Annotated in this window: 22 protein-coding genes; 19 read left to right on the plus strand and 3 right to left on the minus strand. The window is 39.9% G+C overall.

All coding sequences use genetic code 11. The annotated features are described in order from the left end of the window. Positions 1–2: 2 nt before the first annotated feature. A complete protein-coding gene (locus B4Z47_RS11820; protein WP_046674856.1) occupies positions 3–1,271 on the minus strand; it encodes a Gfo/Idh/MocA family oxidoreductase in 1,269 nt (422 codons plus the stop codon). A 383-nt stretch (positions 1,272–1,654) separates the two neighbouring features. On the opposite strand from B4Z47_RS11820, the gene B4Z47_RS11825 reads away from it, so the two are divergent. Both B4Z47_RS11825 and B4Z47_RS11830 read left to right on the plus strand, forming a co-directional pair. Then, positions 1,655–3,799, plus strand: coding sequence for a glycosyl hydrolase family 95 catalytic domain-containing protein (locus tag B4Z47_RS11825; RefSeq protein ID WP_147281994.1), 2,145 nt, complete (start codon positions 1,655–1,657; stop codon positions 3,797–3,799). A 151-nt stretch (positions 3,800–3,950) separates the two neighbouring features. Further along, positions 3,951–5,198 carry a glycoside hydrolase family 88 protein gene (locus B4Z47_RS11830; protein WP_115047029.1) on the plus strand — a complete coding sequence of 416 codons (1,248 nt, stop codon included), beginning with the start codon at positions 3,951–3,953 and terminating at the stop codon, positions 5,196–5,198. Positions 5,199–5,324: 126 nt separating this feature from the next. On the opposite strand, the gene B4Z47_RS11835 is transcribed toward B4Z47_RS11830, so the two are convergent. After that, positions 5,325–9,206: a hybrid sensor histidine kinase/response regulator transcription factor gene (locus B4Z47_RS11835; RefSeq protein WP_115047031.1), complete on the minus strand. Its 3,882-nt coding sequence runs from the start codon at positions 9,204–9,206 to the stop codon at positions 5,325–5,327. Between the two features lie 137 nt (positions 9,207–9,343). Here B4Z47_RS11835 and B4Z47_RS11840 point away from each other — a divergent pair, with 137 nt between their 5' ends. The 6 genes from B4Z47_RS11840 to B4Z47_RS11865 all read left to right on the plus strand — a co-directional run bounded on the left by B4Z47_RS11840 (position 9,344) and on the right by B4Z47_RS11865 (position 19,804). Then, the gene (locus tag B4Z47_RS11840; protein ID WP_286727365.1) at positions 9,344–12,685 is read left to right on the plus strand and encodes a SusC/RagA family TonB-linked outer membrane protein; all 3,342 of its coding nucleotides are present in this window, start codon (positions 9,344–9,346) and stop codon (positions 12,683–12,685) included. A 109-nt stretch (positions 12,686–12,794) separates the two neighbouring features. Then, positions 12,795–14,687, plus strand: a complete 1,893-nt coding sequence (locus tag B4Z47_RS11845; protein WP_115047035.1) for a RagB/SusD family nutrient uptake outer membrane protein — start codon at positions 12,795–12,797, stop codon at positions 14,685–14,687. 186 nt (positions 14,688–14,873) lie between these two features. Continuing rightward, positions 14,874–16,139, plus strand: coding sequence for a DUF2264 domain-containing protein (locus B4Z47_RS11850; protein ID WP_115047037.1), 1,266 nt, complete (start codon positions 14,874–14,876; stop codon positions 16,137–16,139). Positions 16,140–16,180: 41 nt separating this feature from the next. Further along, complete coding sequence (locus B4Z47_RS11855) at positions 16,181–17,455, plus strand: glycoside hydrolase family 88 protein (RefSeq protein ID WP_115047039.1); 1,275 nt, start codon at positions 16,181–16,183, stop codon at positions 17,453–17,455. Between the two features lie 590 nt (positions 17,456–18,045). Further along, positions 18,046–18,510 carry a hypothetical protein gene (locus B4Z47_RS11860; protein WP_112373925.1) on the plus strand — a complete coding sequence of 155 codons (465 nt, stop codon included), beginning with the start codon at positions 18,046–18,048 and terminating at the stop codon, positions 18,508–18,510. Between the two features lie 340 nt (positions 18,511–18,850). Next, the gene (locus B4Z47_RS11865) at positions 18,851–19,804 is read left to right on the plus strand and encodes a helix-turn-helix transcriptional regulator (protein WP_112373924.1); all 954 of its coding nucleotides are present in this window, start codon (positions 18,851–18,853) and stop codon (positions 19,802–19,804) included. A gap of 148 nt (positions 19,805–19,952) precedes the next feature. On the opposite strand, the gene B4Z47_RS11870 is transcribed toward B4Z47_RS11865, so the two are convergent. After that, the gene (locus B4Z47_RS11870; protein WP_115047041.1) at positions 19,953–20,423 is read right to left on the minus strand and encodes a DinB family protein; all 471 of its coding nucleotides are present in this window, start codon (positions 20,421–20,423) and stop codon (positions 19,953–19,955) included. Between the two features lie 334 nt (positions 20,424–20,757). Between B4Z47_RS11870 and rplC the strand changes: the two genes are divergently transcribed. From rplC to rplN, 11 genes are all read left to right on the plus strand, one after another. Beyond that, a complete protein-coding gene (gene rplC, locus B4Z47_RS11875; RefSeq protein WP_104385215.1) occupies positions 20,758–21,375 on the plus strand; it encodes a 50S ribosomal protein L3 in 618 nt (205 codons plus the stop codon). Between the two features lie 5 nt (positions 21,376–21,380). After that, positions 21,381–22,010 (plus strand): 50S ribosomal protein L4, encoded by a 630-nt coding sequence (gene rplD / locus B4Z47_RS11880; protein WP_046674865.1) that lies wholly within the window; start codon positions 21,381–21,383, stop codon positions 22,008–22,010. Between the two features lies 1 nt (position 22,011). Continuing rightward, positions 22,012–22,302, plus strand: a complete 291-nt coding sequence (gene rplW / locus B4Z47_RS11885) for a 50S ribosomal protein L23 (protein ID WP_046674866.1) — start codon at positions 22,012–22,014, stop codon at positions 22,300–22,302. 6 nt (positions 22,303–22,308) lie between these two features. Further along, positions 22,309–23,136, plus strand: coding sequence for a 50S ribosomal protein L2 (gene rplB, locus B4Z47_RS11890; RefSeq protein ID WP_046674867.1), 828 nt, complete (start codon positions 22,309–22,311; stop codon positions 23,134–23,136). Continuing rightward, positions 23,136–23,402, plus strand: coding sequence for a 30S ribosomal protein S19 (gene rpsS / locus B4Z47_RS11895; RefSeq protein ID WP_002997495.1), 267 nt, complete (start codon positions 23,136–23,138; stop codon positions 23,400–23,402). The genes rplB and rpsS overlap by 1 nt, the downstream gene beginning before the upstream one ends. A gap of 6 nt (positions 23,403–23,408) precedes the next feature. After that, positions 23,409–23,843, plus strand: coding sequence for a 50S ribosomal protein L22 (rplV, locus tag B4Z47_RS11900; protein ID WP_046674868.1), 435 nt, complete (start codon positions 23,409–23,411; stop codon positions 23,841–23,843). An 11-nt stretch (positions 23,844–23,854) separates the two neighbouring features. Then, positions 23,855–24,649 (plus strand): 30S ribosomal protein S3, encoded by a 795-nt coding sequence (gene rpsC / locus B4Z47_RS11905; protein WP_046674869.1) that lies wholly within the window; start codon positions 23,855–23,857, stop codon positions 24,647–24,649. A 59-nt stretch (positions 24,650–24,708) separates the two neighbouring features. Beyond that, the gene (gene rplP, locus B4Z47_RS11910; RefSeq protein ID WP_046674870.1) at positions 24,709–25,131 is read left to right on the plus strand and encodes a 50S ribosomal protein L16; all 423 of its coding nucleotides are present in this window, start codon (positions 24,709–24,711) and stop codon (positions 25,129–25,131) included. 92 nt (positions 25,132–25,223) lie between these two features. Next, entirely contained in the window at positions 25,224–25,442 is a 219-nt protein-coding gene (rpmC, locus tag B4Z47_RS11915; RefSeq protein WP_046674871.1) for a 50S ribosomal protein L29, read from the plus strand. Between the two features lie 14 nt (positions 25,443–25,456). Then, positions 25,457–25,711: a 30S ribosomal protein S17 gene (gene rpsQ, locus B4Z47_RS11920; RefSeq protein WP_046674872.1), complete on the plus strand. Its 255-nt coding sequence runs from the start codon at positions 25,457–25,459 to the stop codon at positions 25,709–25,711. 1 nt (position 25,712) lies between these two features. Next, positions 25,713–26,081, plus strand: a complete 369-nt coding sequence (gene rplN / locus B4Z47_RS11925) for a 50S ribosomal protein L14 (protein WP_046674873.1) — start codon at positions 25,713–25,715, stop codon at positions 26,079–26,081. The last annotated feature ends 2 nt before the right edge of the window (positions 26,082–26,083 follow it).

Genomic DNA, 26,083 nt, shown 5'->3' on the forward strand with positions numbered 1-26,083 from the left:
TTTTAAATAGACCAAGGGCCTCTCATTGGTTGGTGAATCAATCTATTTGCGGCGTCATCATTAATAAATAGCTCGTTTTGAGAGTCGTATTTTAATGATCTGTTTAGTCGCAATGCTGCTAACCCCATGTTGACCAAAGTACAAGAACGGTGTCCATTGATTTCATTCAGTGCAAACTTTTCTCTTGTGCGCACAGATTCCAGGAAGTCGGTAATCTGTGGTGCTGGTTCAGGATATTGTGCAAGTTTTCTTTCCAAATCTGGTATATCTGATTGAAACCCTCGATATAATTTACCTTTTGGACCTTCAATATAGGCTGCCTTTTCATCTTTCGCTTCACCATCTAGAATGATCTGACAACCATCGGCATAGGTAAATGTAATTCGTCTCCATGTGCCCACGGCATCCGGATGTTGCTGCGGAGCATCAACGTCAACAGTAACGGGACTTTCGTTGTCTTTTCCTAAGAAGTATTGAACAGGATCCATATAGTGTTGTCCCATATCTCCTAGGCCGCCGCCATCATAATCCCAATATCCTCTAAAGGTCGTATGTACACGGTGCTTATTATAAGGTTTGTATGGTGCTGGGCCTAGCCAAAAATCGTAGTCAAGTTCCGCTGGTACTTTCTCTTCCGGTAGGTTTTCCTTTCCTACCCAATAAAATTTCCAGTCAAAGCCCGTATGTTTGCTTATCGTCACTTTCAAAGGCCAACCCAACATCCCTGTATCAACTAATTTTTTGATTTTGCTTACGGGAACATTCATTCCATAAAAATCATCCTTAAAACGAAACCAGGTATTTAAACGAAAGATATTACCATGCTGTGCAATGGCTTCTTTCACTTTTTTACCTTCACCGATAGTGCGTGTCATCGGTTTTTCACACCAGATATCTTTTCCTGCTTTTGCCGCTTCAATGGACATCAGTCCATGCCAATGTGGCGGAGTAGCAATATGTACGATATCTACTTCCGGAGATTTAATCAACTCCCTAAAGTCATGGTATTCCTTCACACCACCGCCTAAGTCTGCTTGTGCTGCCGCCAGATGGGTTTTGTCCACATCACAAATAGCTACTGTTTTAGTTCCGGCGTAGCCAAAGTGTCCACGCCCCATATTGCCGACACCAATTACACCTTTGGTTAGATGGTCGCTCGGAGCAAGATAGCCCTGTCCTCCGAGTACAAAGCGTGGTACAATAGAAAATGCCGCAGCACCGACCACGGATTTTTTTATGAAATCACGCCTTGATGAATTCTGTTCTTTCATTTTGGTTGGATTAGTTGTTTTATAATTGATCCACTATTAGGCTGTTAAAAATAACGGCATTGGATATTTAATCTTAAAAATAGATAAAAAACTGATAAATGTAAACTGATAACTAAAATTTTACGTATTGTTTATTTGTGTTTTATTAAAAAATAACAAAAGAATACTGTTGAATTCATTTCTTTCATATATAGTGTCCAATTTTTGCCTATGCCACGTCATTGTGTCTGCTAAATTGTTACATTTCAGCTTGGTAACCGACCTGTCGGATAGATTCGGAAAGCCCTACCGATCAATTTTTCTCAATCGTTTTCGTAAAAGAGGCTTGATTTCAGTCGAATAATCCAGCATCTTTATGGTCGCTCTGATAGCATTAAATCCTAATGATGAATCTAAGAATACTATTTTTACTCGTTTGCATCCTATGCCGGCCATTTGGAGGATCAGCTCAATTTAGAATTCCCGTGTTGGGTCATACGATCTATGAAGGTGTATTTACCGGAAATGGTCTACTGGGAACGATGACTTACTTAGCCGGCAAGAATTCAATGCGTGTGGATATTGGACGAACTGATGTTTATGATCATCGCGCGAATTCGGCCGATAAATTGTTTGATCAGGCGCGTATGTCGTTAGGTCATTTTGAAATGGAATTTGAAAGCCCGATTGTACAGGCACAAGGAGAAATTTATTTAAAAGATGCTTATGCAGATGCGAAAGTCAGCACGGATAAGGGCATAATGAGAATTCGGACAACCACCTTATCGAATGACAATATTATCTTGCTGGAGGTATTTAAAAAAGATTTTAACGGGAATTACCAGCTTACATGGAAACCCGACGAAGCCATCAGCCCAAGGATGGGATTCAGCTATACGCAAAAACCGAAAAACTATCCGACAAATCCAAAAGGCAGTTTTGGTACACAAGGCGGAATTAAATATTTTGACCAGCCTCTCTTAGCGGGGGGAGGGTATGTAACGGCTTATTGGAGCAAATCTGATAAAGAAGTGGATACCTATTTAATTACTGTAGATTATAGCCAGCATGGGACTGCTTATTTCAAAAAGGCGATTCATTATGTTCGGAATTTTAATGCTCTACAGTTAACGAAAGGACTGGCATCCCATCGCAAGTGGTGGACAAACTATTTTAAGGCATCGACGCTAGAATTGCCAGATACGGTTTATCAGCGGTTTTATGATATGCAACTGTATAAGCTTGCCAGTGCAACAAGGTCAGATAAACCCGCCATGGATTTACAGGGGCCATGGACGAGTCCAACTCCTTGGCCAGCTTACTGGCTTAATCTTAATATGCAACTTGCTTATTCACCAGTTTTCAAAGCCAACCAGCTCGGTATTGCAAACTCGTTGATCCAGATGATTGATCGAAATAAAGATAAGCTAAGACAAAATGTTCCCGAGCCTTATCGCTATAATAGTTTGGCTGTAGGTCGCTCCTCGGGACCAAGTTTATGGAGTCCGGTTCTTCTGGCAAAAAATGTTGCGCTGGAAGGCGCTTCCGATGGAGAAAAAGAATTGGGAAATCTCGTTTGGCTTCTGCATAGTTATTATCAGTATTATCGAGCGACCCTTTCTCAGGAAGTATATGATCGCTTGTTCCCGCTACTGAAGGAAGCTATAAATTATCATTTGCACTTATTGCAAAAGGACCAACAGGGTAAATACCATATCGGGGTGAAAACCTATTCACCGGAATACCCTAAAGGTTATGCTTATGATACAAATTATGATCTTTCCATTTTCAGGTGGGGACTCAAGACACTTATAGAGCTGGATCAAGAAAGAGGCGGCAAGGATAAACTTTATGCGGTCTGGAAAGACGTGTTAGCCAACTTGATTGATTATCCACAAGATGCCGATGGCTTTATGATCGCAAGAGACCTTCCCTATGGTGAGTCGCATCGTCATTATTCGCATCTCATGATGATTTATCCGTTTTACGACATAAACTGGGATCAGGCAAATAACCAAGCGCTTATTGAACGTTCTATTGCACATTGGCAGAGCCAAAAGCAATGGTTACAGGGCTATTCATTTACGGGTGCTGCCTCAATGTATGCCATGATGGGGAGAGGAGATTCGGCTTTGGCTTCGCTGGATGTTTTGTTACAGAAATATATTAAATCCAATACACTATATGCCGAAAGCGGTCCGGTGATAGAAACCCCACTCGCAGCGATGGCGAGTATTCAAGAACTGTGTATGCAGTATTGGAATGGCATATTACGTGTGTTTCCTGCAATTCCTTCTAAATGGAAGGATGTTTCCTTTACCAATTTTTTGACAGATGGTGGAAATCTCGTATCAGCGGAGCGTAAAAATGGAAAAACGGTCGGCATCCAAATCCGAAGTCAATATGGCGGTCGTCTATGTTTAAAATCCGATATCGGAACACCAGAGGTAAAAATACAGGGAAAAGGTACCTTTACTGTAGCGCAAGACGGAATAATTGATCTGCAGCTCGATAAGGGAGCAGTCGCTTTGATCAACGCACATGGATAATCGAGCTTAGAGAAAGGAAGACAGGAAAAGCTGGATAGGCAGATGCTTTGAACCCACGCTCCATATTAAAATGGAGAAAAGAGCTGATTATTTAACTATAGAATTGACGCGCTCATGCGCTGACCAAATAAAAATAAACGAATAAAAAATAATGAAATTAAAACAACTTTCTGTGTTATTATTGGCCGTTTTGGGCACTTCGACTGTCGTTCAGGCCCAAACAGCAAAACCGAATCTATCCAAAGAGTTCATTCAGCAACAGTTAGATGCTGCAGCAAAGCAAATAAAAGTCCTGGCGAATGAAACGCCGGCAGAAAAGTTTCCAAAAACTTTCGAAAATGGGAAAGAGGTATTTTCTTCATCCAGTTGGTGGTGTTCGGGCTTCTATCCGGGGACATTGCTGTATTTATATGAAGGCACCAAAGATGAGGGATTATTAAAGAAAGCAACTGAGAAATTGACGTATCTGGAGAAAGAAAAGAACACCAAGGGTACGCATGACTTAGGATTTATGTTATTCTGTAGTTTTGGAAATGCACTTCGTCTCACGGGAGATACGCAAAAGTATGAGCCGATACTCAGCACTGGTGCGAATTCCCTAGCATCTCGCTATAGTCCCGTTACCAAAACAATTCGTTCTTGGGATCACGGATCATGGCAATATCCTGTAATCATTGATAACATGATGAATTTGGAATTTTTGACACAGGTATCTAAAATGACTGGAGATAAAAAATTCTATGACATTGCGGTAGCTCATGCCGAAACAACCTTGAAAAATCACTTCAGAAAAGATTATAGTTCCTACCATGTGATCGATTATGATAAGAAGACTGGTAAGGCTATTGGAAAAAAAACACATCAGGGTGCATTTGATGAATCGGCATGGTCAAGAGGGCAGGGATGGGCACTCTATGGTTATACGATGATGTATCGCGAAACCAAGAAGAAAGAATTTTTGAAGCAGGCACAGCAAATCGCAAAATATATCTTAAGTAACCCAAATATGCCTGCTGATCTGGTTCCTTACTGGGATTTTGATAAAGATAAAATTGCGCAGTCGGACAAAATGTATCCAAATAAGGACCTTCGGGATGTGTCGGCAGCGGCATTGTATGCATCGGCTTTATTAGAACTTTCGCAATACACAAAGGGAAGTGAGGCTGTGAACTATTTTAACAAAGCAGAAATTATTCTTAAAAACCTGTCGAAGGCGCCTTATCTTGCTCCTTATGGTCAAAACGGCGGTTACATTTTACAACATAGTGTTGGAGCGTTGCCATTGAATTCCGAAATCGATGTGCCTTTGACTTATGCAGATTATTACTATGTTGAAGCCTTGGTGCGTTATCAACGCCTATTGTCAGGAGAGCCAATGATCAAAGAGATCGCTAAATAGGACCATCAAAGAAAGCTTGTCGTTGATAAATTAACTCGTTTTAAGTACACAGGTATAGATAAAAAAAGAGATGTTAGAGACATCTCTTTTTTTATGGGATAGGATCTAGACTACTTTGAAATATCACTAAGTTTCAGTGGTCTGGCTAGAATTTGTTGTTTGCTCTGACGGATTGTATCCGAACTGTTTTTTAAATTCCTTACTGAAGTATTTCCTGTCGGAAAAGCCTACGGCATAAGCGATTTCACTGATATTCATTGCGGATGTTAGTAACTCTTTCGCTTTGTTTAGCCTATACGTTTTTACATAATTATTGAGTGACAAATTGGATATGGCTTTTAGCTTGCGATAGAGGATTGGTGCGCTCATTCCCATTGTTCGCGCTATAAAATTGACATCAAAGCCATCTGATTGGATATTTTCTTCAATCAACTGATTTAGGGATGAGATAAATTGTGCATCGAGTTCATTGTCGAATATAGCCGTTTTGACTTCAAATTCCTTGCTTCTTTTCTGACTGACCGCTATGAGATTGTGTGCAGAAAGAAAAAGCTGTTTATTGTCGAAAGGTTTTGTCAAATAGATGTTTGCGCCATGCTCTAAGGCCAAAGTTTGGGAATCGTTGTCGGTTACAGCAGTCAGCAAGATGAATGGTATATGGCAGGTCGTCATATTTGTTTTAATGGCCTGGCATAGCTGAGCACCGTCCATGTAAGGCATCATCAGATCCGAAATAATCAGATCAGGGATATATTCCAATGCTTTAGAAAGGGCTTCCTCACCATTGACAGCAGTAATAATGCTGAAACTCTCCTCAAATAGACTGACAACGGCTGCTAATAATTCGCTATTGTCCTCTACAATCAAGATGGTCTGCTTTAAGGAAATATCCAGCGTGCCTAAATTCGTTGTGTTTGCTTCCTCTGTCTCTTTTGTTAATATTTCTAGCGGTATAACTCCGGTTTTTTGGTTTATTTGCTTGGGGAGACTAACAGTAAATACAGTCCATTGGCCTTTTTCATCATTCATCGTTGAGCAGCGAATATCTCCTTCGTGCTGCTGCACAATTTGTTTGGTAAGTGCTAGACCAATACCTGTTCCGATCACGTCATTAGCCTGTTCTTCACGATAGTACTCTTCAAATATTTTAAATTGGTTGTCGGTAGCGATACCGATACCATTATCGATAATACTGATCGCTATTGTGTGATCATTTTCGATAAGATCCAGATAAACTGTGCCATGTTCTGGTGTGTACTTGATCGCATTTGATAAGAGGTTAAACATGACTTTATCAAATTGTACAGTATCTATGGATTGTAGCCCCACAGCATCCAGCTGCCGGATATAGTAGTTGAGGTGTTTTGCTTTTGCAAGGTCATTTAATAGGTAGAATGTATCTTCTATATATTCCCGAAAAGAGATGTCTGTTTTCTTCAGTACAAAGTGTTTGTCATCGAATTTTTTAAAATCCAGTAGCTCGTTGATAACACCCAGGAGTTTACTGGCATTCTTTTTTATCCGTTTTACCTTGTTCTGGGTAGAAGTAAGATTGGCTGTTTCGGAAATAATTTCATCCAAAGGAGCCGTTATCAAAGTCAGTGGTGTACGGATTTCGTGGGATATCTGTGTGAAGAACTTTATTTTCTTTTCCTGTTCCCGTTCTGAGTTGATCAACATCTCACGTTCGACAACAAACTTGATAACAAAATGTACACCGAGAGTAAACAAGCCGGCATACAAAAGATAGGCCCACCAGGTCCTCCAAAAGGGAGGTTTAATATCGATATTGATCCGCAGGGGTATGCTGCTCCAGATACCATCGTTGTTACTGGCGAAAATGGTCAAGGTGTGCATACCTGTAGGAATATTGGTATATCGTATAGAGGGGGTATTTGTTTCAACCCAATCCTTGTCGAAACCTTCGAGCTTATAGCGGTATCTGTTCTTCTGCGGTTTGATGAAATTGGAACCTGAGAAATTAATCGTTACAAAGTTTTCATCGTGTCGGAGTTTGAGCTGGTAGCTGTTGGGGTCTGACGTTTTCTGTAAACGTCCGTAGTTCAATGGCGTGTCTTCGAGAAAGATATTTCGAAAGAGTACTTCGGGGATGTTCTGATTAAAGATAATTTTTCGGGTATCTAGAGAAACTACACCATTTAGTGTCGTGACGAATAGTGTTCCTGCTTTGCTGGCAAAGACTTTGGCACCAAGTAGATTTTTGACCGGTAAACCGTCATATTGATTCAGGAGATAACGCTGTTTTGTTTTGGGATTGTAGCATATTAATCCATTTTTACTTGTAAGCCACACTTGATTGTTCACAATGATGGGCCAGCCTAAGGAATTGTTTGGAAAACGTGATACTTTGGTAAGCTTATCGTGCTGATCAAGATGATAAAGATCTTCTTTTGACGTCAGCCAGATGTCACCATTCGGATGCACATAAAATCCACCCAGGGCTAATGTATCAAGCTGTTTTATTGGTCGTATGTTTGATTCATTCGGTTTTTTGCGAAAAAGTGTCCCGCCTCTAAGAAAATAGGTCTGCTGTTTATGATCAGCTTGGATATCATCAATTGTACCTGTTTTTAATGCAGCATGATACGTTGCAGGTTTTCCTGGCTCCACGATATAGAGCCCTTTGTTGGTTCCAAGGTAAATACGGTGTGTCGGATCGACGTAAATGCTGTAGATGTTATTTTTGAGATTTAGGAGTTCTTTTTCGAGGTAAAAATGCTGTGCATTTCCAGATTGTGCATCGATAATGGAATAGCCGCCGCCATATTGTGCCGCGTAGATTTTATTATCGCGAACATAGAGGTCCTTGATCAGGTTTGACTGGGTTAATTTTGATAAAGGTGAAGTTACTCCAGTTATTTTGTCAATTTTGTTGATTCCTTCTTCTTCTGTTCCGATCCAAAACGCATTTTCTGACTCAGCAAAACTGCCGGTGATATCGCTACTGAGGCTGAGAGCAGTGTGCGAACGTGTTGAGTAATGCTGTATGGGGATGAGATCGGGGTAGATGGCATTGATTCCTCCAAAATAAGTTCCTATCCAAGTGATCTGTTGGCGATCTATGAAGATATCATAGATGGAATTTTGACTCAATGAGTTTTTGACGGAGGTATTGTGTTTATAGTTTAGGAAATGTGGCGAGCCGTTAAAGATGGAGAGTCCTTTTAGTGTACCGATCAAGAGATCTCCTTGTTTGGTTGGGACTATTTTTCTGATGTTATTGCTCAGTAGGTTGCTGTTTGATTCTGTTAAGTTATTCCATTTTTTATCAATGAAGTTGTATTGGAATATTCCGTGCAATTTTGTGCCAACCCACAAGATACCTTGATGGAAATATTGGGCACTGAAAATACGTTCTTTTAACGGCAGCGGGGGAAACATCAGATTCTGGATATGGAAGATCTGATTATTTTGCCATGAAAAAGACTCGATGCCCTTATAACTTGCTACTGTATAGGTGTTGGGGCTGGTTTGGATGATCGATTGCACTCGGGGGCGGTCGAGGATTCTCTTGAGATTGTAGGAGCCAGCTGTCGGGATTGCCTGATAAAGCCCCTTGTCAGTGCATAGAAATATCTGGTCTGATAAAAACTGGATGTCGGTGATGACAATTTTTTCCTGAAAAGGTTTTCCTTGTTTAAATACAGCTTTACGTTTGTCGATGTCGAAAATGAATAGTTGGGTTGCCGTAGCGATGAAAAGATGATTTTTTTCGTTGATGCCAATCTTATTAATATAATCTATCTTTTTAAAGACGGTATCCTGTACTAAAATATTGGTGATATTCTGGGAGTCATATACAAATAGGTTAGCGCCACCACCGAACCAAAGTTTACCCTGTTTATCCTGCGCAATTGTTAATACTGCCTGTTTATCCAACACATTCTCCTGGCTCAGTGTCTCAAACTTAAGATCCTGAGCATGACAAAGGGAAATGATGGATATCAACAGCAGAAATTGTCGTGATAAAATAGGCAATATGTTCATGGTTATGGGGTATTTGGATCAAATTTAAGATTTTACCCCCAAATATTTATGAATTTCACCCCTCTTAATTTGCGTATAGGCCCATCTTTGGCCTAGTTAAACAACCAATTTTTATTATAAAGCTAATTTCCTAAAGTATGGCAAAGTTTTACAAAGTTGGACTGTCTGCTATGATGATGTTTACTGTGGGTGCGAGTATGGCACAGCAGAAAATTTCGATTACGGGGCGGATTACAGACAGTCAAGGTGCACCTTTAGCGGGTGTAACGATTCGAGAAAAGGGTGGAAAGATCTCTACTTCTACTAATGAGACGGGTCAGTATACCATCTCTGTCCCAGAAAATACTATCATACTGATTTCATACATTGGTTATCAGGATCAAGAAGTCAATTCTAAAGGGCGTTCGATAATTAATGTTAGTCTAGAAAAAAATACTTCAGCACTTGATGAAGTCGTGGTTGTAGGATATGGCACACAGAAAAAAGTCAATTTGACTGGATCTGTCGCTACTGTTGGTGCAGATAAGCTTACCAATAGACCTATTATGAACCTTGCGGCGGCCTTAGGCGGAACGGCTCCGGGCATTCGTGTTACGCAAGGAAATGGTAATCCTGGAAGCGAGGATGTATCGATTCGTATTCGTGGTACAGGATCTTTCAATAATAATAACCCTCTGATCCTTGTGGATGGTGCCGTGGCCGATATGGTTCCATTAAATACAGATGATATTGAGAACATTTCCATTTTGAAAGATGCGGCATCTGCAGCGATTTATGGATCTCGTGCAGCAAATGGTGTCATTCTCGTGACCACTAAAAAAGGGAAGAAAGGTGAAGCGCCTAAAATAGCATTCAATGAATTGTATGCACGTGAACAAGCACAAACTGATTTAAAGTTTATGTCGAGTACAGCGGATTGGATGGAACTGCACAACATCGCTAAAGTGAATGCTAACCCAACTTCCACATCTCCCGATTATACACTGTCAACCATTGAAGATTGGCGAAAAGCGAATGGGGATCCTAATGGTATCTATACTAATCCAATCACTGGGAATAGCATTCCAAATTGGTTAGCTTATCCAAATACGGATTGGGCACAGGTTCTCTTTCAACCACAATATTATCAACGATATGGTGTTTTAGTAACGGGAGGGAGTGATAAATCTTCTTATCTCATGTCCGCTGGATACCAAAATAATCCTGGAACGTTGGCAAATACTGGGATGAAAAGATTTAATATTCGTACCAATTTGGAAACAAAAATTGCGGATAGAATTACTTTTGGTACACAAACCTATGCAACAAAGGAGTATAAGCAACCAGGTAGCACTTCGATGACCTATTTGTTACAGGCTTTCCCAGGCATGACCCCCATTTATCAGGGGAAATATGGTGCTAGTGAAGATCCTAATACAACAAATAAGGACAATATTCTGCAACAGGTTGCTTCAAATGGAGGGGAAAACAACTACACACGTATCAATAGTACGTGGTATGCTAACGCGGATCTTTGGAAAGGGATTGTCGCCGAAGCGCGGTTTAATTACAGTGAATATATGCGTGAGGATGAAAATTACTCACAAAACTTGCCTAGATATAGTTTTAGAGAAAGCTTTGAGAAACCTAAAGAAGGCATAGGGAATTTGGATCAGGCAACTACTTATCGTTTTTCTTATAAATCATCGAGTTATACAGCGAATGCATTATTACGTTATGCCCATACTTTTGGGAAACATGATGTGGGTGGATTAGCAGGTTATGAACAATATTACTCGAAGACAAGTGGTTTTAATGCTACTCAACGTGGATTACTTGATTGGAGTGTTACTGATATAAACTCGGGAGGTACAATGGAGTCCATTGGCGGTTCTGACCAAAATAGAAAAGATAATGCAAAGGCGGAGAACGCAATGATTTCTTATTTTGGCCGGGTAAATTATGCCTACGATGGTAAATATTTGTTTGAAGGAAACTTTCGTTCGGATGCGTCATCTAAGTTTGCTCCGGGACATCGCGCCGGATTTTTTCCTTCTTTCTCGGCAGGTTGGGTGATCAGTAACGAACGTTTTTTTGATCCAGCTAAAACAACAGTTAATTACTTAAAGCTTAGAGGGTCTTATGGAACCTTAGGGAATACAATAAGTGGAAATTACGATTGGCAGACTCTTTATCAGAAAGTGAATAATGTATTTAACGAGTCGGTCGCTAATGGGGTTATTCAGCAAACTATCCAAAATCTTAGTTTATCATGGGAGAAGCTAACGACATACAATCTTGGGTTGGAAGCCAGTTTCTTAAATCGCCGTTTGAGTGTCGAGGCTGATATGTATTCCCGAAAGACTTCTGATATCTTAACTGCAGCTATTATTTATTTGACAATGGGTAATATCAATGCCCCTATGTCCAATACTGCTTCAATGAATAATAAAGGGATAGAACTTAATCTAGGTTGGAACGATAAAATTGGAGAGTTTAGATATGGAGTAAATGGTAATATTTCCTATAACATGAACAGAGTTTCAGGTTTTAAAGGCACATTAAAGTATGAGCAAGATCCATCCACTCTCGATATATGGGGTAATCCAACTTGGCGCTATACGAATTTAGCCGATGTATCTACAGGAGGGAATGAGCGTCGTGTGGAACAACATATGCTTGACGAGTGGTTTTTAAGAAGGCCTTATGCGGGAACTGGAACCTATATGAAATCTGACGGAAGTGTAGATCCAAATGGTGGACCCACAGACGGAATGATCCGTACTAAAGCTGATCTGGAGTGGGTGAAATCTATGATTGCTGCAAATTATTCTTTTAATAATAATACGGTTGGGCCTGGTGCAGCAAATATATGGTATGGACAAATGCTTATGGCGGATGTGAACGGTGATGGTAAATACGGTAATGATGATGACCGTGAATTCACAGGGAAGTCTTCTGTTGCCAAATTTGTGTTTGGCTTAAATCTGACCGCAGCTTACAAGGGTTTTGATCTAAACATGCTTTTGGCGGGACGTGTCGGCTCTTATCATTATATTAATGAGCGTGGATCCAATGGATCAATCTTAGCGAATACAGGAGATCAATTGCCAGCAGATGCCTGGACCAAATACTATTCTTATGATGCAGTAAGAGCAAATAGCGATTATGATAATTATGATCCAGCTACAGATCCAAATGCAAATATAAATGGTAAATACCCACGTTTGCTTTCTTCAAGTTCAATCATGCAGGCTAATACATTCTATTTGTACAATACCTCGTATTTAAAGTTAAAGTCTTTGCAGTTGGGGTATACATTTCCTAAAAAATGGATTAATCAAGCTAAAATTAAAGACTTAAGGGTATTTGTAACAGGAGAAAATCTGTTGACATTTAAACATAAAGACTTTCCAGGAGTGGACCCGGAATTAGGTGGTTCATTGATTGTTTATCCCATCGCGAAGCTATATTCCGCCGGGGTATCGGTAACTTTTTAACTTAATCTCAGAACAGCAGGATAAGTTAATTTGAAGTTTTCAATAGAGTAAGACTTAGACTAGCATCTTAATCTTAAACTCTGTTTAGTCAAATAAAATAGAAATAGAGATGAAAAAAATATTAAAATCTGTCATAGCAATTGGTATAGCAAGTTCTTTATCGTCTTGTACGAAAATATTGGACCTTGCACCTAATGACAAAATATCTTCGGGAACAATGTGGTCAACGGAAACGTTGGTTGATCAAGGGGTAATAGGTGTTTACTATTCATTACAACGTCCAGTAAGAAGTGACGGAATTGTAGGAACATCTGCAAATATTGGGTATTATGCTTATGAGGCATTCGGTATGACTGGTCAAGGTGAATATAACTTAAATAACCTTTTCTCCAGCGCCGTGAATCCAAGTAATTCCTATTTTTCATTCCAATGGAAATGGTTGTATGATGGCGTACATCGCGCTAACGATGCAATTGTTCATATACCCGATGCCATGATGGCTCAGGAAAAAAAGAACAAATTAGTAGCGGAATGTAAAGTATTAAGAGCCTTTTTTTACATGCGACTCAATGAGCTGTATGGTCGGAATGGTTTGGGTGTTCCTATTTACACCGAGCCTATTAGTCCTGCAGAAGGTAACAAAGGACAGAGTTCTGAAGAGGAAGTTTGGGCGCTTATTATTAAGGATTTAACTGATGCAATCAATGAGAGTGCTTTGCCAAACAATCAAATCCAAGGTGAAGGACGTGTGAGTAAAGGTGCTGCTTATGCACTACGTGGCCGTGCTTATCTTATGACAAAAAAATACGATCAGGCAGTTGCTGATTTTGCGAAAGTTGGGGAGAGCGGCTACAAACTTTTCTCAAATTATAAGCAATTATTTAAAGTTGCCAATGAACGTTGTGAAGAGATGATTTTGAGCGTTCAATATATAGAGGAACCTTCAGGATACGGTTCGGCCGTACAGAAGTATACCGCCGCATTTCAACAGGGGGCAAAAGATAGCCGGGGATGTTGGACAGATCTCCAAGTGACCCCAGCTTTGGTTAATTTGTATGAAGAAATAATTGATGGAACTACCGTACGTCCTTTTAGTTGGTCAGACTATATTCCTGAATGGAATACGGTAAATGCTTTAGGAGCTCCCAATAGAAAAGTCTTTTTTATCCGGGATCAAAAAGTTAACGGAAATGATGTCCATTCTACTGTTACCACGGTAATCAATACAGAATTGAATAAATTGAATAGTACTGCGCGGGCGTTTTACCTACCAGAAGGGAATGAAGCACGCCTTAAAGCAGCTTACGCAAATAGGGATCCACGTTTAGCGTATAACGTGGTAACTCCTTATGCATCTTTCCAGGGAGTAAATAGCAATTCCACTACTGCAGGTATGTATACCTATAGATTCCCGGTCACTGGTAAATACTATGTGGACCAATCTGGAGCTGAGCCTAATTTGAATAGTAGTTTACCTAGTACTTATTATACTTCGGGAAGCGCCAATGCACAGGCTGAGTTTAAGTATATCCATCGCAAGTTTGTGGGGGAAGGTTTAGAATACGCTCGTCGTGAGCAAAACCCAGTAGACGAGCCTATTATTCGTTATGCAGATGTTTTGTTGATGTGGGCAGAAGCGTTAGTCGAGATGAATGATTTACCTGGTGCTATGGCAAAAGTAAAACAGGTCAGAGATCGGGTTGGAATTCCAACAATGGCCTCCTCTTTTTCAGATCAAAGCAAAGCACGTAATTATGTACGAGACGAGCGGCGTCGGGAATTAATTGGTGAGGGAGTTAACTTTTTTGATGAAATGCGTTGGAAAACACTGAAAGAGACAAAGTTCAACGAAAAATTTGCACAACATGCTTGGGGTGGTACAGAAAATACGGGCGGTACCACTTATGAATGGATAGGTGACCAATGGTACACCTGGCCAGTCCCAAAATCTGAAATAGAGTTAAATAAAAATTTGAAGCCAACACCAGGCTGGGTATATTAATAAAAAACGTTTCAGCTAAATTTAAAATCTCATGATGATTTTGTAAAAAAGCTGTTATCAATCGCTCATGCAATCGTTTGCTAGAGCGATTGATTTATTTAGGTTTGTTTTTTTAGGTTAAATTAAAGATTTTTAATGTTTTGTGCAGCATTATCAAGCTCACATTAATTTATAAACCATTATCGAATGAAGAGAAGATTCCTATTAAAATTGTTAGGCGGAGCTGGAGTTGGCGCATTAACTGCGTCTCTACCAATAGAAGCAGAGGCAAGCAGTTTGGACAATAAGACAAGCGTTAACGAAAACGATCGCGCCTATTGGGTATCTGTCTTACATAAGATGGCTGCTCCAATATTAGGTAATATCAGCAAGCAGCAGTGGCGTAAAAATATGCCGATGGAGGTGAGCCCGACTTTTGATAGTAGGGACCCTGGAGTCGGATACCTAGAAGCGTTTGGACGTTTGCTGGCAGGAATGGCACCCTGGTTGGCATTACCGGATGACGTCACTGAGGAAGGAAAATTGCGAAAAAAATTACGCGATCAAGCATTACTCGGTATACAGTATGGTGTAGATCCTAAATCACCGGATTATTTTACCTGGCGAGGTCCGTCGTCTCAAACACTCGTAGATGCAGCACATCTTGCGCTGGCTTTTCTGAGAGCTCCAAAAGCTTTATGGGAACCATTGGACCCAATTACAAAGAAAAGAGTGGTCGAAGAGTTTAAACTGCTGCGTAAGATTAAGCCGAATGAGAGCAATTGGCTGCTGTTTGCTGCAATGACAGAAACATTTCTTTACAGCATAGGTGAGGAATGTGCGCGAGAAAAGATCGATTATGCCGTCAATAAATTTGATCAGGAATGGTATGTGGGAGATGGCTGGTATAGCGATGGCGCCCATTTTAGTTTTGATCACTACAACGGGTACGTAATCCATTGCATGCAGGTTGAGTCGCTGCGTCATAATATCCCAGCGGGAGGAAAATACAAAGAGATGTATGAGCGGGCATACAAACGGATGCAGCGTTATGCGCATCATTTGGAACGCATGATTTCCCCAGAAGGCGATTATGTTGTCGTTGGCCGTTCATCAACTTATAAGAATGCTGCTTTTCAGCCGCTAGCAACAGTTGCTCTAGAAAATAAGTTGCCCGAAGACATCTCGAAGGGTCAGGTCAGGGCAGCGTTGACGACTATACTTCGACATATTTATATTGACAAAACCTTTGCGCCATCTGGATGGCTACGTATGGGCGTGGTGGGTGATAAACAATCCAATCTCGCAGATTATTATACAAATGCAGGTTCAATGTATGTAGCTTCCTTGTCGTTTTTGCCATTAGGACTACCAGCAAACGCCGAGTTCTGGACCTGTGCTCCACAACCATGGACCTCCCAAAAATGCTGGAATGCTGAGCAATTTCCCAAAGACTATTATGTAAGTTATTAAACGAAAAAGAATAAAAAGCAAAAGATTAAGGATTGGATAAAATGAAGATACAACACTATATTACGGGAGCTTTAATGATCGGGCTAGGAATTCAGGGAATTTCCTGTTCCAGTCAGCGAAACCTAGGAGCAGTGAAATTGGGACTTGACAAAGAATTTGTTCGCACAAATTTGGAAGATGCACATAAACAAATCGCCTACCTTGCCGCATCGATCAATGAATCGGATATGCCGACGACGTATAAAGATGGTAAATATGTGAATTGGGGTTCAAGTTGGTGGTGCTCGGGCTTTTATCCCGGTACAGTGTTATACTTATACGAGTATACCAAGGATGAAAAACTTTTGACGGAAGCAAAAAGCAAATTAAAAGAACTCGAGAAGGAAAAGAACAACAAGGGAACACATGATTTGGGCTTTATGTTGTACTGCAGCTTTGGGAATGCGTTACGCTTGACGGGAGATTCGGCTGCATATAAGGAAATTTTAAGTACTGGAGCAGCCTCGTTGGCAACACGCTTTCACGAAGCACCCAAAACTATCCGTTCATGGGACGGTGGAAAAAACTGGGATGGGCAGCCTTGGACCTATCCGGTAATCATCGACAATATGATGAACCTGGAGTTTTTGACGGAAGTTTCCAAGATGACAGGTGATAAGCGCTATCGTGATATCGCTATAACGCATGCAAATACAACAATGGTCAATCACTATCGAAAAGATTATAGTTCCTATCATGTCGTGGATTACAATCCAAAAGATGGACGTATTATTTCGAGAAAGACTGCCCAAGGTGCTTTTGACGAGTCTGCATGGGCTAGGGGACAGTCTTGGGGACTTTATGGTTATACGATGATGTACCGTGAGACCGGCGACAAGAAATATTTGGAGCAAGCGCGGCATATTGCGCAGTTTTATCTGAATCATCCCAACCTTCCAAAAGATCTAATTCCCTATTGGGATATGGACCAAAACAAGCTTACACCGGACAGTAAATATTATAGCCAAAAAGATCTTCGCGATGTGTCGACAGCTTCAGTAACGGCCTCGGCTTTGCTGGAATTGGCACAATACACAACAGGTAGTGAAAGCCAGCTCTATATTTCAAAGGCCGAGCAGATGTTGCGGTCTTTATCATCTAAACCCTACAAAGCAGATTATAAAGAAGCAGGGGGATATATCTTGAAACATAGCGTCGGTTCTATTCCACATAAAACAGAGGTAGATGTGCCTTTAACCTATGCCGATTACTATTATGTAGAAGCATTGGTGCGGTATAATCGATTGCTTGATGGCGAGAAAGTGATTAAACAATAGGCGATAAGGGACCTTTAAACTGTTCCTAAAATGAGTGTTGTTTTAGGGACAGTTTTAGCCGTTCGTGCACCCGGAAAAATGCCGTTCCAACCAACCCCATATTTTCATTGGATCATCTCCTGTTATAATAGTCGCGATAGACACATCATATTTAGCGAGATCTGTCACTCGAATTGTCAGATCTATACCGCTCCGTTTATAAGTTACCAGTAGCATAAATCTAATAAAGAATGAAAAGAAAAAAGTAAAGTCAGATTTATTGAAATTGCACTGATTAGTGTTTTTTTAGAGGTCGGTAAGTTTTTGTATTTCAAACTAGTACACTTTGGTTAAGTAATCATTTGGACGGATTTATAGATAGTAAACCTATTTTTTTACGGAAGATTTTTTAATGCGATGCGCCATGGATTTTTCGACCATAATTATTAACGATGAGGCACCATTCGCTAATGATTGAGAAACTTTAGTCAATTTATCTAAAAGAAAGGAGGTCACTTATGATTTAGTTAAGGCAGAAGCCAATTGTTGATAAGCTATATCTCAAAAAAAGCTTATTGAAATAGTCAATTATTTATAAACACTTTTGAATTATGTTAAAAAAATCATTTGTAATAGCCTTTGCGTTATTTATTGTCACCGGTTTGTTCGTTCAAGCTAGAGATTTGAGTGTACCAGCTATAAAACTATCTAATAAACGAAATGTAATTTCTACAGAAAACGTCGGTGCAAAAAAAAATACCAAAACGAATATTAAAACACTAAGTAGCACATTCGACTTTTATGTGTATAACTTTAGTAATTCCCCCATTTATTTGACCTTTAGTGGGAATTTTCCAGGAGGAACCACACAGCATGTTGTAGTCCCTGCGAATACGCTTTCCTATCCCGTTAATATTCAAAGTGGAAATTATGATATTTATGCAAGTTGCCCTAGTTGGTTAACAATGTGGTATGCGATGAGTTGCGGTCATTCGGGCTCCGGACAATATTACACTTTCGAAAATGTCTATTTGAGCGATACTGGCTGTACCTCATTAGATGTCGGAAGCAATTAAGTTACACATAATAATTAATGTTGCTGTCTCAATGTCTTCATTGGGGCAGCTATTTTAAGGAAGCAGGGGCTATATCCTGAAACATAGCGTCGGGTCTATTCCACATAAAACAGAGGTGGATGTGCCTTTTTGATTAGTACAGATTTTAAATAAATATTATCCGTAGATAAATCGGATATTATACGCCTTCATCCGAATGAGGTCCCTATTAAGTCCGTATGAAGTCCCTATAAACTCCCTGTTATTTAACAAAACGCTATTAATTTATTGCCTTCCTTAACAGGAGTGCTCAAACTTAACTTTTGTAGCGTTAAAGCCTAGATTTTGTATCTTTATCCCTATGACCGATATCCAGAAGAGATTTGACCGTATACTCGCTATTTATATGCATCTGCAAGCTAAACCTGTTGTGACAGCTGCAGCGTTGGCAGAACGATATGAAGTAAGTCAGCGTACCATTTATAGAGATATTCGTTCTCTGATGCAGGCAGGGGTACCTATTTATGGTGAAGCGGGAAGCGGTTATTCTTTGGTGGAGGGATATAAGATGCCACCTTTGCAATTTACAAGGGAAGAGGCATTGAGTTTTGTCGCAGCAGAGAAATTAGTTGAAAAATATACGGACCGGAATCTTGCTCATCATTTTACCACGGCATTGCTGAAAATGAAAGCTATATTACGGGGCAACGAAAAAGAACAGGTAGCCTTAGTTGGGGATAACTTTCTGGTGCGCGGTGGGCGTCATCAATTCAATGAGAAGCTAACCCATGGCACCAATATTCTGATCGAAAGCATCGCAGCAAAGAAATGTGTGGAAATCTATTATTCCAAACCTTCCGATAAAACTCCAGAAAGGCGTGAAATCGAAGCTGTGGGTATTTTTGTGGAGAGCAAGTTTTGGTATGTACTTGCTTTTTGTAGATTGCGACAAGATTATAGGCAATTCCGCTTGGATAGAATAAACAATATTAGAATACTTGCTGAAGATTTTGGAAAAGAGCATCCCGAACTATCTTTCTTTCTGAGTAAGCGGCATGAAGTGCCAACAACCAAAGTGGTGGTGCAAGTGGATAAAGAAATGGCTAGGTATATGGAGTGGGATCGTCACTATTTTGGTTTCCAAGAAGAAATTGTAACCGATAACTATGTGGAAATGCATTTTGACTGCATGAATATGGAGAATGGGTTTGCGCGATGGTATCTGATGTTTGCAGATAAAGGTCGCATAATTGAACCCGAATCGCTAAAAGATGTTGTCAGAGGTTTGCTTTCATCTGCTTTGGAGCAAGTTTAGCTGTAAATGAAGTAATCAGGATTCTTTACTATGGTAAAGGAAAAACTTGTTCGGCGGAAAGGGAGGATGCCGAACAAGTTAAACTGTAAATTGTACTAAAAAGTTTTTGATCCATGTCAGGAGAAAACTTCCGTTGTCTGTATCATTATTAACCCCTTTCCCAAAAAAATGGTGGTTGGATACCCAGTAAGCGTAAATAGACAAAGGCCTGACCACGATGGTGGATCTCGTTGTCAATAAAATAAAATATGCTGTGGATAATAGGGGATTTGTATTGTCCAAATAAATTGAACTCTTCGGCAAAACGTTCTTCTGGAATTTGATTGAACAGTTCACTGATCTGAGGAGTAGCTTCATCCCAAGCCTGAAGTAATTGTGCTTTGGTCGAATAACTGAGATTCTCGTTGAGTTTGCCACTTTTGTTGTTGACAATTTCTTGGAGACCTGGAACAGCAATACCTAATAGCTCCTTAATCATATCTGCAAAAGTGCGCATGCCTTCTACCTTGTAATTGAACAATCCTTCTTCTGGAAATTTTTCAATAGTCTGTCTTGTTAGGTTTCTATGGCCTAGCCAATGTTGAAGTAGCTCGTTCTTCGAAATGATTTCTGTTTTCATGATTTTTGTATTTAAAATTTTAGTAAGCGATACATCACCTGACGTGTTGTATGACAGTTCAAAATTAGCGCAACTTATGACAGCTGTATGGCAGTATGGATTTGGGTGCTAATTTTATTTTTTTTGGGGCATTATTCGATGTAAGGAATCTTGAAAGGACAAATCGTAAAAATAGGGGAGTGGTTTTAAAAGAAGTAGAAAATAAAAAAAAATAATTCACTAATTATTTGACAGTTATAAAAATGTTTGTAACTTTGCAGTCCCTTAATGGGAATAGTATGTCTTGAGCGAAGCCCTACTGCTTCGAAGGACTTTTAATTAATTAATTTACAACATGTCAGGTATTATTGGAAAAAAAGTAGGAATGACGAGCCTGTTTAACGCTGATGGGAAAAATATTCCTTGTACAGTGATTCAGGCCGGGCCGTGCGTGGTTACGCAGATACGTACGGAAGAAAAGGATGGCTACTCGGCAATTCAACTTGGTTTCGACGAAGCTAAGGAGAAAAACACGACAGCTCCTTTGAAAGGGCACTTTGCGAAAGCAAACACAACGCCTAAGCGTAAGTTGGTAGAGTTTAAAACTTTCCCAGATGCAAAACAACTTGGTGACGTAGTTGACGTTACACTTTTCGAGGAAGGCGAATTCGTAGATGTAGTTGGTACTTCAAAAGGTAAAGGTTTCCAAGGTGTAATGAAACGTCATGGATTTGGTGGTGTAGGTGGTGCGACTCACGGTCAGCACAACAGATTACGTGCTCCAGGTTCATTAGGTGCTTCATCATGGCCTTCACGCGTATTCAAAGGTATGCGCATGGCTGGTCGTACAGGTGGTGACAGAGTTAAAGTTCAAAACTTACAGGTGTTGAAAGTTTACGCTGAGCAAAACCTTATCGTTGTTAGTGGTTCCATTCCAGGAGCTAAAGGTTCTTATGTAATCGTAGACAAATAGTAGAGATGGAAGTTAAAGTTTTAAATTTATCAGGTAAAGAAACAGGTGCCAAGGTGCAACTTCCTGAGTCGGTATTTGGGTTAGAGCCTAACGATCATGCGATCTATTTGGATGTGAAACAATACTTAGCGAACCAACGCCAAGGAACTCACAAATCTAAACAACGTAACGAAATCGCGGGTTCTACTCGTAAATTACACAAACAAAAAGGTACTGGTGGTGCTCGTGCGGGTTCTATCAAATCTCCATTGTTTAATGGTGGTGGTCGTGTATTCGGTCCTCAACCTCGTGACTACTCGTTCAAATTGAACAAAAAATTGAAACAAGTAGCACGTAAATCAGCGTTATCTTACAAAGCAAAAGATAATAACATTGTGGTATTGGATGAAGTAAAATTCGATGCTATCAAAACTAAAAACTATGTTGCTTTAATAAATGCGTTGAACGTAGCTGATGAGAAAACATTGTTGGTATTACCAGCTTACGATGAGATTGTTTATAAATCAAGCAGAAACTTGAAAAAAGCAAAAGTTATTGTTGCAGCTGATTTAAATACATATGATGTATTGAACGCAACAAAATTATTGTTGACTACAGATTCTGTTAAAACTTTGGAGGAAGCATTAGCTAAGTAATATGGAAATTATTAAAAAACCTATCTTGACTGAGAAAGCTTCTTTGTTAACGGAAAAATTAAACCGTTACGCTTTCAAAGTAGATCACAGAGCAAACAAAATCCAGATTAAAGCAGCTGTTGAGGCTATGTTTGGTGTTACAGTTCTTGCTGTAAACACTGCAGTAGTAGCTGGTAAAGCAAAAAGCCGTTACACAAAAGCAGGTTTCGTATCTGGTAGAGCTCCTAAGTATAAAAAGGCTGTCATTACGATTAAAGACGGCGAAACTATTGACTTTTACAGTACTATATAATACAAAATGGCAGTTAAAAGATTCAAACCGGTAACCCCTGGTACTCGTTTTAGAGTAGGCGCTGACTACTCTGATGTTACTACAAACGTTCCTGAAAAATCGTTAGTAGTAAAAATCAACAAGAAATCAGGCGGTCGTAATAACTCCGGTAAAATGACTATGCGTTATCTCGGTGGGGGACATAAAAAAGTATACCGATTAATTGATTTCAAACGCGATAAAAAAGATATCCCTGCAAAAGTAGCTACTATCGAGTACGATCCAAATCGTACTGCTCGTATTGCCTTGTTGCATTACGCTGATGGTGAAAAACGTTACATCCTTGCTCCAGCTGGTTTAGTAGTTGGTCAAACTGTAATCGCAGGTGATAAAGTTGCCCCAGAAGTTGGTAATACATTACCATTAGCAAACATTCCATTGGGTTCTATCATCCACAACATTGAATTAAATCCTGGTCAAGGTGGTTCAATTGCTCGTTCGGCTGGTACTTATGCTCAATTGTCTGCTCGTGATGGTAAATATGCCATCATCAAATTGCCTTCGAGCGAAACACGTATGATCTTATTGACTTGTGTTGCTACAATTGGTTCAGTATCGAACCATGAAAGATCTAACCAAGTGTTAGGTAAAGCAGGTCGCAAACGTTGGTTAGGTCGTCGTCCAAGAGTTCGTGGTGTTGCGATGAACCCAGTAGATCACCCTATGGGTGGTGGTGAAGGCCGTACTTCAGGAGGTCACCCACGCTCACGTACAGGTGTATTAGCTAAAGGCTTCAAAACACGTTACAAGAAGAAAACATCGAATCGTTACATCATTGAGAGAAGGAAAAAATAATGGCTCGTTCAATTAAAAAAGGTCCTTATATCGATCACAACTTAGAAAGAAAAGTTCTTTCTATGAATGAAACTAACAAAAAGTCAGTTATCAAAACATGGTCTCGTAGATCAATGATTTCACCTGATTTTGTTGGCCATACCTTCGCAGTGCACAACGGGAATAAATTTATCCCTGTTTATGTAACAGAGAATATGGTAGGTCACAAGCTTGGTGAATTCGCGCCTACGCGTACATTCAGAGGCCACGCAGAAAAGAAAAAATAATAGGTAATGGAAGCAACAAAAAAACTTAAAAAGTCTGTCTTAATTAGACAACGTAAAGAGCAAGAGAAAGCTCAACAAGGAGGAGCTTCGGATGCCAAATTATTGAACTGCCCGACTTCGCCTCGTAAGATGCGTTTGGTGGTAGACTTAATTCGCGGTCAACGTGTTGAAAATGCAATTTACATTTTGAAACACTCAAGTAAAGAAGCTGCTGCTCGTGTAGAAAAATTATTATTATCTGCAATCAAAAACTGGGAAGCCAAAAACGAAGGTAAATCAGTGGAAGAAAGCGAACTATATGTAAAAGAAGTATCAGTAGGTGGTGGTCGTCAATTGAAAAGATTGCGTCCGGCTCCTCAAGGTCGCGGATATAGAGTTCGTAAACGTTCAAATCACGTTACGTTGGTAGTTGATAGCAAATTAAACGTTGAACAAAACTAATTTATTGAGAAATGGGACAAAAAGCAAATCCAATAGGTAGCAGATTAGGAATCATCAAAGGTTGGGATTCTAACTGGTTCGGAGGTAAAAACTATTCCGATAAATTAGTTGAAGACGAAAAAATCAGAAAATATCTTTCTGTTCGTATTGCAAAAGGTGGTGTAGCTAAAGTTGTTATCGAAAGAACTTTAAAACGTATCACTGTTACAATTCACACTGCTCGTCCAGGTATCGTTATCGGTAAAGGTGGTCAAGAAGTTGACAAGATCAAAGAAGAGTTGAAAAAACTGACTAAAAAGGATGTTCAAATCAACATTTTCGAGATCAAACGCCCTGAGTTAGATGCTAAGTTAGTAGCTGAAGGTGTCGCTAAACAATTAGAGGCGCGTATTTCATTCCGTCGTGCAATGAAAACTTCAATCGCTTCTACGATGCGTATGGGTGCAGAAGGTATCAAAATCATGTGTTCTGGTCGTTTAGGTGGTGCTGAAATGGCGCGTACTGAACAATACAAAGAAGGAAGAACTCCTTTACACACATTGCGTGCTGATATCGACTACGCTTTAGCTGAAGCATTGACTACATACGGTAAAATTGGTATCAAAGTTTGGATCTGTAAAGGTGAGGTTTACGGTAAACGTGACTTATCTCCAAACATTGGTCAAGCATCTGGTGTAAAATCACGTGGCAACCACGAAGGTGGTGGCGAACGTCGTGACAACCGTAACAACAAAGGTGGTCGCGGTGGAAACAACCGTGGTGGAAACAACCGTGGTGGAAGCAACCGTGGTCCGAAAAAAGATTAATAGTTATTTAGATTACAACAAAAACCTGCTGAAAAAGCAGATTTAAAAAGTATACGAACATGTTACAGCCAAAAAGAACGAAGTTCAGAAAGATGCAGAAAGGCCGCATGAAAGGTAACGCTTCTCGTGGAGCGGAGTTAGCTTTCGGTTCTTTCGGTATCAAAACAATGGAGCAAGCATGGATCACTAGTCGTCAAATCGAGGCAGCTCGTATTGCGGTTACACGTTATATGAAACGTGAAGGTCAAGTTTGGATTCGTATTTTCCCTGACAAACCTGTTACGAAAAAACCTGCAGAGGTACGTATGGGTAAAGGTAAGGGTGCTCCAGAATACTGGGTAGCAGTAGTACGCCCAGGCCGTATGTTATTTGAAGCAGAAGGTGTGCCTTTGGAAATTGCCAAAGAAGCTTTACGCCTTGCAGCTCAAAAACTTCCGGTTCAAACTAAGTTTGTGATTCGTAGAGACTACGTTGAAGCATAAAAATCTTGGTAATGTCATCATTTAAGCGTTAGGGCCGTTACCCCTAACGCTATATATAAAGCGATGATAACCCAAATAACAACTGAAAAAACATGAAAAATTCAGAAATTTTAGAATTATCTAATGAGGACTTAAAAGCTCGTCTTGTAGAAGAGAAAACAGCCCTTACAAAATTGAAATTTGCACATGCTGTTTCAGCTATTGAGAACCCTAACGTGATCAAAGCAGCACGCAAAACTATCGCTCGTATCAGTACAGAGATCAGTGCACGCAAAGCTGCAGCTAAAAATGAAACAGCCTCTGAGGCGTAAAATTTAAAGTCGAAATGGAAAGAAATTTAAGAAAAACAAGAATCGGCTTAGTAGTTAGCAACAAGATGGACAAGTCTATCGTGGTATCAGTGGAACGTAAAGTGAAACACCCGATCTATGGTAAGTTCGTTAAAAAAACTACTAAATTTAAAGCTCATGACGAAACTAATACCTGCGGTATCGGCGATACGGTATTAATTATGGAAACTCGTCCGCTGAGTAAAACAAAAAACTGGAGATTAGTAGAAATTATAGAAAGAGCTAAATAACATGGTACAACAAGAATCAAGACTTAATGTAGCTGACAATAGCGGTGCTAAACAAGTTTTAGTAATCCGTGTATTGGGCGGTACGCGCAAGCGTTATGCATCAATCGGAGATAAGATTGTTGTATCGGTGAAAAGCGCTATGCCTTCAGGAAACGTGAAAAAAGGTTCCGTTTCTAAAGCAGTAGTGGTTAGAACGAAAAAGGAAATCCGTCGTAAAGATGGTTCATACATCCGTTTCGATGATAACGCCGCTGTATTATTAAATAATAATGATGAACCACGTGGTACACGTATCTTTGGCCCTGTTGCTAGAGAGTTGCGTGAGAAACAGTTCATGAAAATTGTATCATTAGCACCGGAGGTTTTATAATT

Source organism: Sphingobacterium sp. UBA2610 (genome assembly GCF_002339225.1).
In the GTDB taxonomy this organism is placed as follows: domain Bacteria; phylum Bacteroidota; class Bacteroidia; order Sphingobacteriales; family Sphingobacteriaceae; genus Sphingobacterium; species Sphingobacterium multivorum.

Excerpts from the sequence above, each read along its gene's own strand:
- B4Z47_RS11820 (WP_046674856.1), bottom strand. The coding sequence starts at position 1,271 with ATGAAAGAACAGAATTCATCAAGGCGTGATTTCATAAAAAAATCCGTG.
- B4Z47_RS11825 (WP_147281994.1), top strand. The coding sequence starts at position 1,655 with ATGATGAATCTAAGAATACTATTTTTACTCGTTTGCATCCTATGCCGG.
- B4Z47_RS11830 (WP_115047029.1), top strand. The coding sequence starts at position 3,951 with ATGAAATTAAAACAACTTTCTGTGTTATTATTGGCCGTTTTGGGCACT.
- B4Z47_RS11835 (WP_115047031.1), bottom strand. The coding sequence starts at position 9,206 with ATGAACATATTGCCTATTTTATCACGACAATTTCTGCTGTTGATATCC.
- B4Z47_RS11840 (WP_286727365.1), top strand. The coding sequence starts at position 9,344 with ATGGCAAAGTTTTACAAAGTTGGACTGTCTGCTATGATGATGTTTACT.
- B4Z47_RS11845 (WP_115047035.1), top strand. The coding sequence starts at position 12,795 with ATGAAAAAAATATTAAAATCTGTCATAGCAATTGGTATAGCAAGTTCT.
- B4Z47_RS11850 (WP_115047037.1), top strand. The coding sequence starts at position 14,874 with ATGAAGAGAAGATTCCTATTAAAATTGTTAGGCGGAGCTGGAGTTGGC.
- B4Z47_RS11855 (WP_115047039.1), top strand. The coding sequence starts at position 16,181 with ATGAAGATACAACACTATATTACGGGAGCTTTAATGATCGGGCTAGGA.
- B4Z47_RS11860 (WP_112373925.1), top strand. The coding sequence starts at position 18,046 with ATGTTAAAAAAATCATTTGTAATAGCCTTTGCGTTATTTATTGTCACC.
- B4Z47_RS11865 (WP_112373924.1), top strand. The coding sequence starts at position 18,851 with ATGACCGATATCCAGAAGAGATTTGACCGTATACTCGCTATTTATATG.
- B4Z47_RS11870 (WP_115047041.1), bottom strand. The coding sequence starts at position 20,423 with ATGAAAACAGAAATCATTTCGAAGAACGAGCTACTTCAACATTGGCTA.
- rplC (WP_104385215.1), top strand. The coding sequence starts at position 20,758 with ATGTCAGGTATTATTGGAAAAAAAGTAGGAATGACGAGCCTGTTTAAC.
- rplD (WP_046674865.1), top strand. The coding sequence starts at position 21,381 with ATGGAAGTTAAAGTTTTAAATTTATCAGGTAAAGAAACAGGTGCCAAG.
- rplW (WP_046674866.1), top strand. The coding sequence starts at position 22,012 with ATGGAAATTATTAAAAAACCTATCTTGACTGAGAAAGCTTCTTTGTTA.
- rplB (WP_046674867.1), top strand. The coding sequence starts at position 22,309 with ATGGCAGTTAAAAGATTCAAACCGGTAACCCCTGGTACTCGTTTTAGA.
- rpsS (WP_002997495.1), top strand. The coding sequence starts at position 23,136 with ATGGCTCGTTCAATTAAAAAAGGTCCTTATATCGATCACAACTTAGAA.
- rplV (WP_046674868.1), top strand. The coding sequence starts at position 23,409 with ATGGAAGCAACAAAAAAACTTAAAAAGTCTGTCTTAATTAGACAACGT.
- rpsC (WP_046674869.1), top strand. The coding sequence starts at position 23,855 with ATGGGACAAAAAGCAAATCCAATAGGTAGCAGATTAGGAATCATCAAA.
- rplP (WP_046674870.1), top strand. The coding sequence starts at position 24,709 with ATGTTACAGCCAAAAAGAACGAAGTTCAGAAAGATGCAGAAAGGCCGC.
- rpmC (WP_046674871.1), top strand. The coding sequence starts at position 25,224 with ATGAAAAATTCAGAAATTTTAGAATTATCTAATGAGGACTTAAAAGCT.
- rpsQ (WP_046674872.1), top strand. The coding sequence starts at position 25,457 with ATGGAAAGAAATTTAAGAAAAACAAGAATCGGCTTAGTAGTTAGCAAC.
- rplN (WP_046674873.1), top strand. The coding sequence starts at position 25,713 with ATGGTACAACAAGAATCAAGACTTAATGTAGCTGACAATAGCGGTGCT.